Source organism: Verrucomicrobia bacterium S94 (assembly GCA_004299845.1).
Taxonomy (GTDB): Bacteria; Verrucomicrobiota; Kiritimatiellia; order Kiritimatiellales; family Pontiellaceae; genus Pontiella.
Genome location: CP036201.1, coordinates 3,450,305 through 3,464,941, shown reverse-complemented (window position 1 = coordinate 3,464,941; position 14,637 = coordinate 3,450,305). Strand labels below are relative to the sequence as shown.

Below are 14,637 nucleotides of genomic sequence, written 5' to 3'. Positions count from 1 at the left end.
TTACCGAAAAAGAGCGGCCGATGGGGCCACTCTTTACCAGAGCCATAAATATCAACAAGATAAGGAAACTACGCCCGCGCCCGTCTCCCGTCAAGAGGCAAAGCGCCAAAATCCGGAAGCCGCCAGCCGGTTTGTGAACAGGCCTCCTCCAACGTATTTATAAATGTCCGGCGGTCTTCATCATCCAGCTTTTCAAGCAGGTCATCCCGAAAAGTATCCGAACCAAAGTACCAGCCCCGTCTGATACGCCGCCATGCTGAATCAGCCTCCATGGGATTATCCGCATGCGCTATCTCAAAAACCCGCTTCTGCATCATTGACCGAAATGCCGCATGGCCGGTGCGATCATCAGCAGCCCCCATAGTACCCAGCAACCGATCCACACATAGCCAGGACGGTCTTTGAGTGCGCCGGAAATACAACGGATAGCTGCTCCAGGAATAATCTGTTAATTTCCCGTTCGTTAAATCAAACAACTTTGCCCGCGCAGGATTCAGGTGGATATAACTGCCCAGCGTCTGAAAATATTCTCCGGACGAACCGTCTACCAACAGGGCTTTATACCGCCCCTGAAACAGATGGCCCCATTGTTTATGCCGCGAATTAAAGCGTTGGGTATACGTGCCCTGCAGCCACTTCATGCCTGCAACAAGGTTGGCCTCCGGAGTTTCAAGCAGCAGGTGATAATGATTACCCATTAAAACAAAAGCATGTATCCGCCAACCGCAGCGGCCACATGCCTCATCCAGCGTATCCAGGAATATCTCACGATCCTTATCATCCAGAAAAACAGAATCACCCCGGTTTCCCCGGCTCATGACATGATAGATCGCTCCCTCAAACTCTATACGCGGCTTCCTTGGCATAAGGGATTTATACCGAATCAATTCTCAGCAGGCAATTGGGGAATATTAAAATATCGGACCGACCCCTTTAACTAAAACTCTCACCATCGGAAGACAGGGCAAAGGGCGCGGGGAAAATCATTATGGTGATGTTGGATGAGTGCTTTCCAAACTTCGGGATTGAGAATCATCGTTTAACCAATATCCAAACTGAACGGTTTTGTTCCAGTTCACCTGAACAGCACTGCGCATTTTTCCATAATAAGCTGAAATGATATTACCTTCATCGTCATACTCTGTGCGTATTCTAAAAATATACGGGAGGGCTGATGCCTCACGTGGAAGTTCAATAAAATCAGGAAGTTTTGTTTTATCGCCTGAAGCATAGGTACGTTTGGCCTTTAGCATTTGTAGGTATCCGTTAGCAGGAGCCTTGTGCGGCCATATAAAGGTGCTCTGAATACCTTTCTTACGGTGATACGTAAAAACCCCATCCCCTTTATTTGGGAACAACAAACTATATGATGCGACTTTTCCTTCGTCATCGTATGAACAGGTAATAAAAAAATCCGAGTTTACTCCTTTTCCAAACGGAGCAACCCAATCATTTTCCATAAGGTCAAAACCCAGAGGAGTATCCATCTTAGGAATTCGGTCGTTTACACCACCTTTTATCCCATCATTGGGATCAATGATTTTGCGCAAAACCAAAGTACGTACCTCTCCCCAAGGTTCATAACGATTCTTAGTTCGATCTCTTCCTGTAAACATTTTTGTCTGGCGGGATTCATAATATCCATCTTTATTTATAATGACGGTACATCTTGGAAGGTCGGCTGACGCCTGTGCTTCAAAAAAAGCATTTGTTTGGCTGAAACCAGTTTTCCGGATATACTTCCCCTCCTTTTCAAAAGAAACCGTAATATGACAACCTTCTATTCGCTGGCCGTCCTCGTCAACGACAGCAATCTTCACAAAGCCTTCCGGCGTAGCTAATCCACAACTACTCAGACAAAAACATACACTCAGTAATAAAATATTCTTCATTTTCTACTCCTCAATTATTTGAACCCACTTCTTATATAGCTCTTGGACATATGGATAAGCCACATCCTTATAATCACCATGAAACCATTCCAATAATCCATTGTACTCAGTATCCCGCGGCCAACCATGGAGCATCAAACCGTTATCGTAAGGGTCGTCTGAGGCCATGTTATAGTTTGCCCAATCTACTGATAAACTTCTCGTCGACCCCATCGGTCGTGTCCGTGCCGGAAAACCTTTCGCCAGCAGCCAGTCGCGCACCAGAACATTATCCAACCAGCTTTCAGTATAGTCCAGATGTGCAGCCTGCTCCGTTACAAAACTGTTTACGAAACTGTTTCCAGAGGCCGTGAACAGAATGCTTGGCTCCGCCTTAAACAGCGGATCGGTTTTGAGCGTTTCCTTGTAAGCAGCCGCATTGGTTGACAATTGCCCGGCCACCCACTCAGGCGGGCGCAGTGTGTCATAAAACCATCTGCCGTCATGAGCCAGATAGGTGTTGCCGGAATTTGGATCCCGTGTAAACGCCCACCCGCACTGTTCGCTGGAACCGCCCGCGACCCAGTCTGCAAGGGAATTATCGAGCCACCAGCGGTACCCCTTCAAGCCTTTGTACCACTCCTGGATCATCCACGAATAGTAGCCGGGCTGTATGGCAGATGAGATATAACTGTCGCATCCGTCATCAACCCGAAGCACCTCTTCGGTAGATGAGTAAAAGTTATAGGCTGACTCTACCCTGTTGACTGCATTACTCATTCGGTTTCTCCACGTCAGCCCGCTGCGCGCATCTGAGGAGTCAAACAGTCGATACCACTCGCTTGCCCATGTAGCCTCCGGGTATTCTGACCATGTTCGATAATCAATCGCCAGTGTGTCTTCGTCGGTCACATCAATCGAATTGCCGAAGGTCATGTGCGTGGCGGTATTGGTTTCCCCGTAGGCCTCCAGCGGCATCGCCGCATCCAGTGCAAAATAGTTTCGGATCAGAGCACTTGTGCCATCGGCATCATTCAGCGCGATTCCCACAACACCGTTACCCAGACTATGCGCCGCCAAATCCGGAGGAGAGCTGAATCCCTCCAGAAAACCTCTTAAACCATAGGCTGCAGAAAATGCTTCAACAACTGCATGGTGATAATGGGCGGTATCCAGTAACGGGGCATAAGGATCCCCATACCACGAAACGCCCCAGAACTTTCCATCGAACCCGCTCTGGTACATCCGCTTGAATACTTCGGCGTGCGTGGCATCACCGGAGTCGGCATCGACGTTGTAGCCGTGGATAAACACGAAATCGTTCCCGTCGGTCAGATGGTCGGGATAATTCTCCGGTTCTTCGAGGTTATCCGTTCTATCGCCGCGCAAACTTTTAAACCGGAACATATTCGTTACACTCGAAATCGAGAGCTGAAGTTCCGCTGATGCGGCGATGAAGCCGTAATTCTTTTCCCGCACCTCGAATACCAGCGGCGTATCGGGGTCGGCCTCTGCCCAGGCCTCGACCAGCAGAACCGCAGTCCCGTTATCCTGGATGCTCTGCAGGAAGGCCGCATCGTCCAGAACATTTCCACCGGCCCCCAGCCGCTGAACTTCGGCATCGGCAAAATCCGCCGCCGTTTCCGGATCGAAGAGATAGGCCGAAACATCGTCTTTCTGCAGATCGGTGAGGATATAGTTGAGGCCCAGATACAGTTCACTGCCCTCGTTTCCGATCCAGTACTCATACTTCTCGGTATCACACAGCAGTTCGTCGATTTCGATTTTAAGCGGAAAAAAGTCAACCAGATCGCGCATGCCGTCTACTTGGGAGTTGTGATCGTAGTGCGCGTCGGCTGACGACTCCTCCTGCCCCGGCAGGTCATCCCCCTCAACCTCGGAATCGGGATCGTCATTATCGTCGTTGACCCAGAAGCGGAAAATCTCGTTGGTTAAGGCGCGAAGGTCGTCGCCTTCGTCGATTTCGCCGTCGCGGTCGAAATCAGGTGCGAGGCGCGCTTTGGCAACCTGAACGGGCAGTGAGACGGCATAGAGGGTGCCGTCGGCCAGTTCGTGCCTGAGCTCAACCACGGCATAGCCGTCGTTGGTTGCCGCACAGGAGACGCACTGAATGCGGTCGGGGAATGCCGCGTATGTATAGGTATTGCTGGAGTAGATCCATTCGGCCGCCAGCGCCTCGTCGGTATCCAGCGTCAGGGGTTCTCCCGCCTGAAACACTGTACCGATGCTTGCCGTCGCCGCGGGTGAGCCCCAGAGCCTGAAGCGTTCGCCGGGATCAACGCCGTAAAACTCGATCACCGTGCGCTCCTCATTCCAAGGTTCCTCAAAACCTATTGCATCAACATAGAGGTTCACGCAACGCTCTACGGAAGAATCCAAAGTCTCTTCTGTCGGCGGAGGCAGCATGAGCGGTTCCCCGCTTGCCGCCTGCTGCAGAGCCTCATCAAGATCTCCAATGCTTCCGTTATGATCAAGATCCCCGATCAGCACCACATGGGGAATTACCGCTTCTACCTCACAGCCGGAATCAGCCGCCAGTTCCACTACGGTACTATTGGTTCCGGTGACCGTTAAGGACTGAACCTGCGGATTAGTGCGTTCATCGTTGACCACATCATATTCCACCCATTTCACGGTGTGGTTGGTCACCGGATTCGGGAACATAAACTGGAACCGAACCCTCCGTTCATCATCCCCGCCCAAATACAAACCTGATGAATATTTATACGCGTAAAGTTCATGACTTTCCCAAGGCTCAAGATCGTTATAATCAAATGTAAAACAATTTGCGGGAACAGGGTTCAGATATTCGATTTCGGGGACTGCAATGCACTCCCGGCCAATAAGCACATCCTCATCATCATAACTCTCATCAATCACCCAAACCGAAAACCCATACTCTTCGGAAAGTTCCTGGCTGTAAGCATCCTCATGAAAATACAACTCATACGGGATCATGTCTTGCAAAAACCCCTGCACCCAAAAGCTCTCACTGCTTTCATCATAATAAATCGTTTCGGATCCTGCACACAGGATGGATTCATTTGTTTCCGTTCCATGCCACCAGCTATCCTCCCATTCAATGGAAACAGCAGCATATTCAGTCTCTGATAAAGGGTTCCAAAATCCGTTTCCAACGCCCCAACTTTTCACGTAACTATCCGCCGTCACAATAAAGGGCGTACTTGCGCTGCTGACATAAGAGTATTCAACAGGACAAACATCCACACCGTCATCCATTCCGTCTGAATCGCTATCCCGCATCTCCGGATTGCTACCCTGCAGAAACTCTTCGTAACTGTTAAGCCCGTCGCCGTCCACATCCGCATAAGCCTCATCAACCGAATTCGTCGTTGGATCCTGACCATACGCATCTTCCCATCCGTCACTCATTAAATCGCCGTCGGTATCTGCGTCTAAAGGATCAGTTACAGTCCGATGAACCTCATCTCCATCGGACAGTAGATCATCATCTGTGTCCCAGTCGAGCGGATCGGTTGGATTTTGCCGGAACACCTCTTCTCCGTCTCCCAAGCCGTCAGAATCGGTGTCAAAAATCATTGCATCGGTGGAATAAATGCGACTCTCTTCATAGTCGCCCAAGCCGTCAGCATCCGAATCTTGTATATGAGGGTAGGAGTTAAGGGAGAACGAATATTCAGTCGGGAACATCGAGACCTCAAGACCGTTTGTCAGTGATCCGGGAGCCTCTTCTTCATAACTCCAGACAACCCAGTCATTGCCGTTGGAACCCGTCAGAGCAGAAACTGCATCATACCACCAGTAGTTTGTTTCACCTGCAGCATCCACATACTGAAATTCTGCTTCATCGAACTCCATATTGCCGTAACGATAGATGACATCACCGGACTCGAACAGTTCTGCCTGGAAGGTCAGCGAAGAGTTTGTGCAATCATAAAATGACACCCCGCTCCACGTGATTACCATACTGTTCGATGAAGAATGAGAACTGTTTGACTGCCAGAACACCTGACCATCCATAACCTCCATATCACACCAGAAAGGCGCTAGAAATCCGGGATAATTTGAAGGGAAAAATTCGGAAAGCTCACCCGTCGAATCAATCTCAACTATATAGTCGTAGGATCCAAATGGACTGCCGAAAGATATCGTTCCGTTCACTCCAATATAAGCATTACTGTGAATTTCACCAAAGAATGGAAATCCAAATCCAAGATTCAGCAGTTTTGCCCCCTCATCATCCGGCTCATAATCCGTATATCCATCCCGATCAGAAATAATCTCTACACCATTAGTCCAGAAAATCACATTTGTCGCCGAAGCATCAAATACCCAGCTGGATTCAATCTCGATAGGAGTGCCGTTACTTTTAGAAAAACTGAGTTCTTCATTATTCAGCAATCCATCCCCGTCGAAATCGTTGGTTGCACTTTGATTTAAATTGGTAAAAAAGAGATATTCCAAAGAATCAGGCAAACCATCCTCATCAATGTCTTCATCAATTTCGCTCTGCCCCGGAAGAGATAAGGGATTAAAATCGCTCTCTACCTCAAAACCATCCCCCAACCCATCTCCATCCGAATCCGCCAGCCCCGGATCCGTCTGGTTGAGATATTCGGCAAGGTTGGTGAGGCCGTCCTGATCCTGATCATCTGCTGCATCCGCTGGATCTTTCAGATCGAGGTCATGCGCTATTTCCCACAAGTCAGGCATTCCATCGTTATCATCGTCATCGTCGGCAACCAACGGAGGATTACTATTTGAGCTTCCGGTCAGCTCATCCGGCATGCCGTCGCCGTCTGTATCAATGCCTGCTGCGGGATCGAGCGGAAAGGCATCCGGACCGGGAACCAGATGTTCCCATCCTTCGGGAACGGTCGGCCCGTCACATATTCCGTCCAGATCGGTATCCGGATGCTTCGGACTCGAGGCGCCTCCATATGGCGTACCGATGTACTCTTCGAGATTACTGAGTCCATCACCGTCGAAATCCTCATCGGCATCGGAAATCCCGTTGCCTTCCGGACGGCTCAGCGTATCGGTATCCACCACATCCGGACTTGTTCCGAGCAATCCCGTTTCATAACCGTCGCTTAATCCGTCACCATCGGAATCATCTGCAACTCCGGCATACAGATAAAACTGATTCATTGATGGATTTCGTCCCGGTCCTTCATCCCAGGTATACCAGTCGATTATTCCATTATCTGTTCCGGGAAATCCGCGTTCGGCCAACGCAAACCGATGTCCATCATACTGTGATGCAAAGTACCCATCCGGATGTCCGATGCTCAGACTCTGTGCAAAATAGAATTCATAAACGTGGCCGGGAACAGTGCCGTTCAGCCGCCAGCAACAGCTTCCGCTATTCGTTGAAATACCAAACAGCATACCGTCCAGATACAGCACGCGAGTATCCTCAGCCTCTGCAGCCGATCCCGTCACGTCATCGACCCATCCTCCGGAATCCGTTCCGGCCATAGGTACGACAATGCACCCTATCATCCCCGCGGTTCCGAAAATCAGACGCAAATATTGCCACCCTGGAAATCCGCTTAATTTATTCATTCCCTTCCCCTGATATCATTTACCCCACCAAACAAAGCGGCTGTCATCCGGCCGGTGTACAAAAAACACATCCGATCCCGAATCCGTCGACCCGGTTCACGTCAACCCCGCATCTTCAGAATACCCGGTTGAAACAGCAACGCTCCATAGAAATTCCGCTCACGAAAACGAAAGAGTACTTATCCTTCCAGACAGCATCGCAATTGAGAATAGCCATAGGTAGCAGAGTCGAACAGTCAGGGAATTTACGTAATATTTTTTACTAATCCGGAAAAATCAGGCCGTTCTCTCCATCTCTGCACCACATCACTGCGCTTTTAAATAGGGGCAGTGACCTATGGAGTCTCCGATATAATCGCAGTAATGATTTTCAGTTCGGGAGAGCACATGACAGGAGCTTCCACGCATCAAGCTGAATGCCATACGGCGTATTTCAAACTGGCCGGAGACATTCAGTTTATAACCAATTTTTCGCTGATGTGTTTCCACTGTGCGGGGAGAGCAATGCAGCATTTCCGCGATCTCAGGCGAACTAAGACCTTTGCCCATTAAGCAAAACACATCTTTTTCCCGCGGCGAAAGGTTCTTAAACCTCATAAAATCCGTTGTTACCCCATCACTTCTCGTAACAGAACTTTCCTGCAGAGCACCTGTCGCATGAAACAGGCTGATATATTCTTTGAGCTGCAGAAGAATTTCCTGATAGGTCATCAAAATGAAAGAACCTGAGATCATCTCAGAATAATCACTCAATGCATCAGCATTGAATGAATGCAGGTACCCAATGATTGGAACATCAGGAAAACGATCCGCAGACAATCCCAGCAAATGACGAACACAGGATTTTTGATGATTCAAATGGATTAAAATCAAATCCGGCGGAATGTTTTCCACCCACCCGAATTCCGGAACTGAATTCAACACAATCAAAGGAATATTCGCACATATGAGCCCCAACACATGGCAGTGGATCGGATCGTCATCAACAGAAAGCACATAAATAAAGTTATCTTTTATCATTCTGATGAATCCTTTAATTAAACCATGCAAATATCAACAAATAATTAATTAATATAAACAAGGCACATCTAACCCGGATATTTCATGAGCAGTCATTTATGACCACCAAGATCCGAAGGACGCGAGGAAAGCTTTTTTGCTGGTGAGTTTTGGGTGGAATGAGCAGAATTTACCGGATTTGGGCAGACTCCGTCCGTCGCCCTCCGTTGTTTTTCCGGTGCCGGGGACAGCTTCAAGGTTGAAAATACCCACTCATGAAATATTCGGGACGGATCCTCCTCCGGAGCAAGATGGAGGCTGTAAACAAGCCCAACCGAAGCGCCGATGACAAAGCCGGAACTTGAACGTTCGAAACAACGCGTTATTCCAGAAAAAAAAGAAGGAGAAAGTGGAGCCAATGATCGGAGTCGAACCGATGACCTATTCATTACGAGTGAATTGCTCTACCAACTGAGCTACATTGGCCACTTGAAAGAAGGCCTGAGTGTTTACGAAAATCGGCGGGGCGGGTCAACCCGGTTTTCACGCATTTTCATGCCGGGCCGCAAACCGGATCGAGCAGATGCTTTATCTTTCTTGAAATATTCCCCCGAAAATATGCGGTTTTCACGGGTTATATCGGGATGTCGGTGTTTTATCGGGATGAAATCGCCGCCTGCCATGCTTCGCTGTTGGGACCGACCACACATTCGTTATTCACCCGCATGGCAAGGCGTTTTCTGCATTTTGAAACGACATCGGAAAATTCGTCCGGCGGAATGGCGCCGATGGATTCGACCAAGGCTTTCCATTGCGGTTCATTCTGTTCCGCCAGCTGATAGTAAACCCATTTGCCGGATTTCATCTGGGTGAGCAGACCGGCTTTATACAGCATTTTCAGATTGCGTGAAGCGTTGTATTGCGTGTCGCCGGTCACATCCATGGCTTCAGCAACGGTAATGCATTGATCCACATGGATGAGCAGCCAGAACAGACGCAGCCGGTGGGGCTCTGCCAGGGCTTTCAGCGCATCGATAAATTGTTCATTCATGAGCGGTCCTTCTGATTCGCTAAACCTGCAATCATGATAGCAATTCCGATTAAACATACCATCCCGGAATGCAGAGCATGAAAAGCAAGTGCGGACCCCCGTTCTCCGGAGAGCAGGGCCATCCAGAAAAAGGGGCAGAAGATTCCGAGCAGCGCGATATTCCGGCCGGCTTTAATCTGTGCGGATAATTTCTCTCCTTTGATGAGGGCGGAAATCACGTTGTAGAGGTGGTGATATGCACACCACCTGCGAAAACCCAACAGACCCCGTTTTCCGGTTTTTAGTTCATCATTACCTTGGCATTTCATACGACTCCTTTTTCAGATCAATGTGAGAAACACAAAGCCCTCCCTCCGCCAGCAGGCCGACGGAAAGAGGGATTCATTTCCGGCCTAGAGCACGTATTGAATAAGCACCCCTCCGATTACCGCGGTGATCAGCACAATGGTAATAAAGGCCGCCACGGCTTTGGGTTTGAGCACGGAGGAGACCAGGGCAATTTCCGGCAGACTGGCTCCGGTTCCCCCGATAATCAGGGCAATGGCCGGACCGAGCCCCATGCCTTTTGCAATCAGCACCTTCAGCAGCGGAACTGCCATTTCGATGCGCAGATACACAGGCACTCCGATTACAGCAGCAATAATAATCGAAAGCAGACTGTCGCCACCGACATATTTTTCAACCACGTCCGGCGGAAGATAGGCCGCAGAAACCCCGCTGATCAACGCACCGATCAGGACGTAGGGAATGATTTTTTTGAACAGCACCCAAGCAAAACGCATCGCCAGCACCGGCTTTTTCACCTCGCCGGAACCAGCAGCACTGCCCGGACAGCAGCTCGGCTGCGGTTTGGGCTGCTCGCCACAGCAGGACGCAGGAGCACAACCGGAATCCGCCTTTTTATCGCCCAGCTCTTCGCCCCGTCGGATCTCATTTCTCCAGGGGGTTTTCGTGATCAGCCAGCCGCCGATAACTGCCGCAATGAAGGTGATCGCAAAATAGCCGGCGGTAATTTTAAGTCCGAAAACGGTGTACACCATAGCCACAACAACAAAATTACAGAGCGGGGCCGAAATCAGAAAACTCAGCACTGTGCCCAGATTTACCCCCATTGTGGCCATTCCCATCGTCAGCGGTACAACGGAAGCGCTGCAGAACGGCGTAAGCATGCCCAGAAAGGCCCCGAGCAGCGGACCGAATTTTTCATGTTTAGTCAGTTTTTTCTGCAGTTTATCCTGCGGAATATATTCCCGCATAAACCCGGTCAGCACCGATACCACAGCAATAACGATAACGAGGGCTCCGCCCACATGAACGAATTCTTCTAATGCAACAGTCAGTTTTTCAGCATTCATTTTTCAGCCTTGTTTAAGGGTTAATTTAAAAACGACCGCGCGATAATTACACGTATGCACATGTTTGCAAGTATGAATGTCTAAAATCTGATGCACCGCCTTTTCAAGCCTTATGGAAGAACCCTTTTGCTCTTGCAGCAGAGGCCGAGTTCAGACCGCAGAATGCTGTCGATCAGCATATTTCCACGTTCCGGTCCTCTTCCGCCGAATAACTGAAAACCATTGAAAGCTGAGGAAAGCCGGGATCAATGCATCGAGGAAAGCAGGTTCAGATGATTGTTCAAATCCTGCCAGAGAGTAGCGGTGGCAAACTCCTCATACTGTCCGGTAATATCCGCCATATCCATGACGGTGACCCACGGAGAGCCGTCAACCCTGAAAGCTTCAAGACGGAACTTCCGGAGACTCCGGCCGTTGGCCAGCTTCAGATGCTCGCATTGAAAAATAGTCTGGATCACTTTGCGTTTAATAAAACGGCCGGTTTTAAACCGAAGATGGGCATCGGTGATATAGGCCACCTCGCGCCCGTTGACATCTTTCCAGACCACTTTGGCGTTTTCGAGCTGCAGCAGCGTTTTGGTATTGATGGCATAGGGCGGAAATTCGGGCAGCGAATCATCCGGTTTATCCGGCGGGTGAAACCCCACCACGGCCCCGAGCCGCCGACCGATGCCGCTGAGAATCAGCGGTTCCCAGTTTCCGGTCGACGGAACCTGCCGGAACGTCATTTCCATATCCCTGATGTTTAATTCCCGCACAAACGGCGTCTCTTTGGAAAGAAAGAACAGCCCGTTGAACTTCATTTTCACATCGGGTATTTCCACCCCTGAAAACGGACCCCCTGAAGCCGCAGCCCGCACAAGAGTGTCATACCGGCTTTTTCGATGGAGATCGGCTGGCGGCTGCCGTTGGAAAGTTTATCCGCAATAGCCTGCCGCGTTCCCTCGAGCCGCGAAATCACATGGCCGCCGATATAGAGAATAATCAGAATGATCAGCGCCGTTACGGCGTTGCGTTTAAACCGCTGCCAGCGGTTCTTTTTCGGTGGAGCTGCTTTTTTTTTAGCCATTTGCCAGTTCGACGGACCGTGTCTGCGCAGCTTTGAGTGCCGCAACAACGGAATCCTTCACGCCGTGTTCTTCCATTGTGGAAATCGCGGCATGTGTGGTGCCGCCCTTCGACGTTACCTTTGCTCGCAGATCGGCCGCATCCTCACCCGACTCTTTCATCAGCTTTGCGGCTCCAATGACGGTTGCGAGTGCGAGATCGCGGGAAACTCCTTTTTCGAGCCCCATCTGTTCCGCGGCTTCAAGCATACTTTCGAGCAGATAAAAGACATAGGCCGGGCCGCTGCCGCTCAGCGCCGTTACCGCATCGATTTCCTCTTCTTTCACCACCACGGCAACTCCAACCGCACCGAGCAGTTTTTCTGCGATTTTTACATCGGCTTCCGTGGCATATTCACCGGCGGCGATGCCCGCTGCCCCTTCACCGATCAACGCCGGCGTATTGGGCATCACCCGCACCACACGGATCGGTTTATCTTTGGCGATTTTTGCGGAGGGAATCCCGGCCATAATGCTGACGACCAGCGCATCGGATTTAAGTGCACCCTCAATTCCCGGCCAGACGTCCGGAAAAATCTGCGGTTTGACCGAAAGCACCACCACATCCGCCTGCGCCACCGCGGCAGCATTATCCGTGGAACGGCCGACACCGTACTGTTGCGAAAAATGGTCAAGCCGCTCTTCGCTGATATCCGTTACACAGACGTCCGACGGTTCTACCACGTTCTGTCTGATGATTCCCGCAACAATGGCTTCAGCCATGTTACCCGCTCCGATAAATACAATATTCATAATGAAACTTTCTACCACAGAGGCCACAGAGAGCACAGAGGGTGTTTTGATTAATTACTTATACGTTTAATACCGTCTATTAAGCACACAACATTGAACTTAAAGAACCTTCAACAACCTATCGAGCCGACAGTCAGATGCACTTCAACGGCACAACCTATAACTTTTTCAGTTAGTGGATCCTTATCCATTCTCTGAGCTCTCGGTGTCCTCTGAGGTTATTCAGTCTCTATGCCCGAACAGATCGGTGCCGATGCGGACCCAGGTGCTGCCCTCTTCAACTGCCACTTCCAGGTCGTGCGACATCCCCATGGAAAGCTCAGGCAGCGGCGTGCCGGTTTCGTCCTGCAGCTGATCGCGCAGTTTACGGAGGTCGGCAAAATGAGCGCGCGTTTTTTCGGGATCCGGCGAAAACGGCGGAATGAGCATCAGACCGTGCACCTCGCATTTGCTCATCCGGTTGGCGGCCTCAATGACTCCGGCCACTTCGTCGGGTTTTAAACCATACTTCGCCGCCTCACCCGCAATATTAACCTGGAGCAATACCGGCAATGTAGTGTTTGCATGGTTGTCCAGGGTCTGAAGCAGTTTCAGAGAATCCACCGAATGAATCATATGAAACAGATTGGCCGCTATCCTGGCCTTGTTGCTCTGAAGATGTCCGATCAGATGCCACTCCAGCCCGGAAGGACACATCGAAATTTTCGACTGCGCCTCCTGCACTTTATTTTCACCGAACAGCCGCAGCCCGCATTCCGCGGCCTCGCGCACCGCTTCCGGCGGTTTGGTTTTGGAGACGGCAAGCAACGTCACCTCTTCACGCGCCCGCCCCGCTTTTTCACAGGCGGCGCGAATCCGCTGCTCCACCAGTTCCAGTCGATCTGCAAATGTTGTTTCCATAATTCACGTCCTTTTCGACCCAACAGCTTTACCGGGGAATCGAGGGCGAATAAAGCAGGAAAACCGCGAAACTCACCAGCTTCATATCATACCGAAAACACTACAGCGGAATTTCAGCCGGCTCTGCAGATCGGAGCACATATCCCGCTTAAAACAACCGGATCCGACATCCAGTCCTTCGGGCCGTCATCCCCGTTTACCGGAAGTATTCCGCCAAGCGACCGAAGCTTGAATAAGCTAACACCCTTCCCCTCTACACGTTACAATACCTGGCGCCAAACATGTGATTGCGACAAATAGATGTAACCTTCACCCCGTAAAATAAATGAAAAGCGGTTGCAGTCTCTTTCTGTTGTTCCTATGCTCTTATGCACTGAATTCATAAGTAGTACGTAAACCATAAGGAGAAGAGAGTATGAAAAAATTGATGATTGCAGCTGCAGCGTGTGCACTCACCGCAGGATCGTTTGCTGAAACCGCAGGTTTCCAGCTTTCGCTGACCCCCGATATCGCCCTTCAGGATCGTGCAACTGAAATCAAAGGGGTATCGATCGGGGTCTGGAACGAAAACCCAAGCCCGGAATTCCAGTGGCAGTTCGGTTTTGTAAACGGTTCAACCGGCGACAGTGTAGGCGTGAAATGGTTCGTATTCCTTCCGACCATTTACAACTACGCAGAAGACTACACCGGTGCTTCCCTCGGTCTGGTCAACTATGCCTCCGGCGAATTCGTCGGTCTCCAGTGGGGATTTGTAAACTATGCACAAGCACTGACCGGCGCACAGCTGGGCTTCGTGAATATCGGTAAAGAAGTGGACGGAGCCTTCCAGTGGGGATTTGTAAACTATGCAGAAACCGCCCATAACCTGTTCCAGCTCGGTCTCGTAAACATTATTTCCGACAACGAATGGTTTACCGATTTCCCGAGTGATCTTTCAAAAGGCATGATTATTGCCAACTGGACCTTCGGCGAATAATTCAGCCCTGAATTAAACGCATAGGAAAAGCCGCCCCGATTCATCGGAGGCGGTT

At 50.2% G+C, this 14,637-nt stretch carries 12 protein-coding genes and 1 tRNA gene; 1 reads left to right on the top strand and 12 read right to left on the bottom strand.

From position 1 onward, the window contains the following. Positions 1-68: 68 nt before the first annotated feature. The 12 genes from EGM51_15325 to EGM51_15270 form a co-directional block, all read right to left on the bottom strand. Positions 69-866 (bottom strand): hypothetical protein, encoded by a 798-nt coding sequence (locus EGM51_15325; GenBank protein QBG48706.1) that lies wholly within the window; start codon positions 864-866, stop codon positions 69-71. Between the two features lie 120 nt (positions 867-986). Next, on the bottom strand, positions 987-1,892 hold the full coding sequence (locus tag EGM51_15320) for a hypothetical protein (GenBank protein QBG48705.1): 906 nt from the start codon (positions 1,890-1,892) through the stop codon (positions 987-989). A 3-nt stretch (positions 1,893-1,895) separates the two neighbouring features. After that, positions 1,896-7,442, bottom strand: a complete 5,547-nt coding sequence (locus EGM51_15315) for a hypothetical protein (protein ID QBG48704.1) — start codon at positions 7,440-7,442, stop codon at positions 1,896-1,898. Between the two features lie 306 nt (positions 7,443-7,748). Next, the gene (locus EGM51_15310) at positions 7,749-8,462 is read right to left on the bottom strand and encodes a helix-turn-helix transcriptional regulator (GenBank protein ID QBG48703.1); all 714 of its coding nucleotides are present in this window, start codon (positions 8,460-8,462) and stop codon (positions 7,749-7,751) included. Positions 8,463-8,851: 389 nt separating this feature from the next. After that, positions 8,852-8,927: transfer RNA gene (locus EGM51_15305), tRNA-Thr, on the bottom strand. 169 nt (positions 8,928-9,096) lie between these two features. Next, positions 9,097-9,492, bottom strand: coding sequence for an ArsR family transcriptional regulator (locus EGM51_15300; GenBank protein ID QBG48702.1), 396 nt, complete (start codon positions 9,490-9,492; stop codon positions 9,097-9,099). Continuing rightward, positions 9,489-9,800: a hypothetical protein gene (locus EGM51_15295; protein ID QBG48701.1), complete on the bottom strand. Its 312-nt coding sequence runs from the start codon at positions 9,798-9,800 to the stop codon at positions 9,489-9,491. The genes EGM51_15300 and EGM51_15295 overlap by 4 nt, the downstream gene beginning before the upstream one ends. Positions 9,801-9,884: 84 nt before the next feature. Further along, positions 9,885-10,847 (bottom strand): permease, encoded by a 963-nt coding sequence (locus EGM51_15290; GenBank protein ID QBG48700.1) that lies wholly within the window; start codon positions 10,845-10,847, stop codon positions 9,885-9,887. A gap of 245 nt (positions 10,848-11,092) precedes the next feature. Then, positions 11,093-11,656: a hypothetical protein gene (locus EGM51_15285; protein QBG48699.1), complete on the bottom strand. Its 564-nt coding sequence runs from the start codon at positions 11,654-11,656 to the stop codon at positions 11,093-11,095. Further along, positions 11,653-11,916 (bottom strand): hypothetical protein, encoded by a 264-nt coding sequence (locus tag EGM51_15280; GenBank protein ID QBG48698.1) that lies wholly within the window; start codon positions 11,914-11,916, stop codon positions 11,653-11,655. Before EGM51_15280 ends, EGM51_15285 begins: the two co-directional genes overlap by 4 nt. Beyond that, positions 11,909-12,706, bottom strand: a complete 798-nt coding sequence (locus EGM51_15275; protein QBG48697.1) for a pyrroline-5-carboxylate reductase — start codon at positions 12,704-12,706, stop codon at positions 11,909-11,911. Before EGM51_15275 ends, EGM51_15280 begins: the two co-directional genes overlap by 8 nt. Positions 12,707-12,928: 222 nt before the next feature. Then, positions 12,929-13,606 (bottom strand): YggS family pyridoxal phosphate-dependent enzyme, encoded by a 678-nt coding sequence (locus EGM51_15270; protein ID QBG48696.1) that lies wholly within the window; start codon positions 13,604-13,606, stop codon positions 12,929-12,931. 415 nt (positions 13,607-14,021) lie between these two features. On the opposite strand from EGM51_15270, the gene EGM51_15265 reads away from it, so the two are divergent. After that, on the top strand, positions 14,022-14,582 hold the full coding sequence (locus EGM51_15265; GenBank protein ID QBG48695.1) for a hypothetical protein: 561 nt from the start codon (positions 14,022-14,024) through the stop codon (positions 14,580-14,582). Positions 14,583-14,637: the final 55 nt, after the last annotated feature.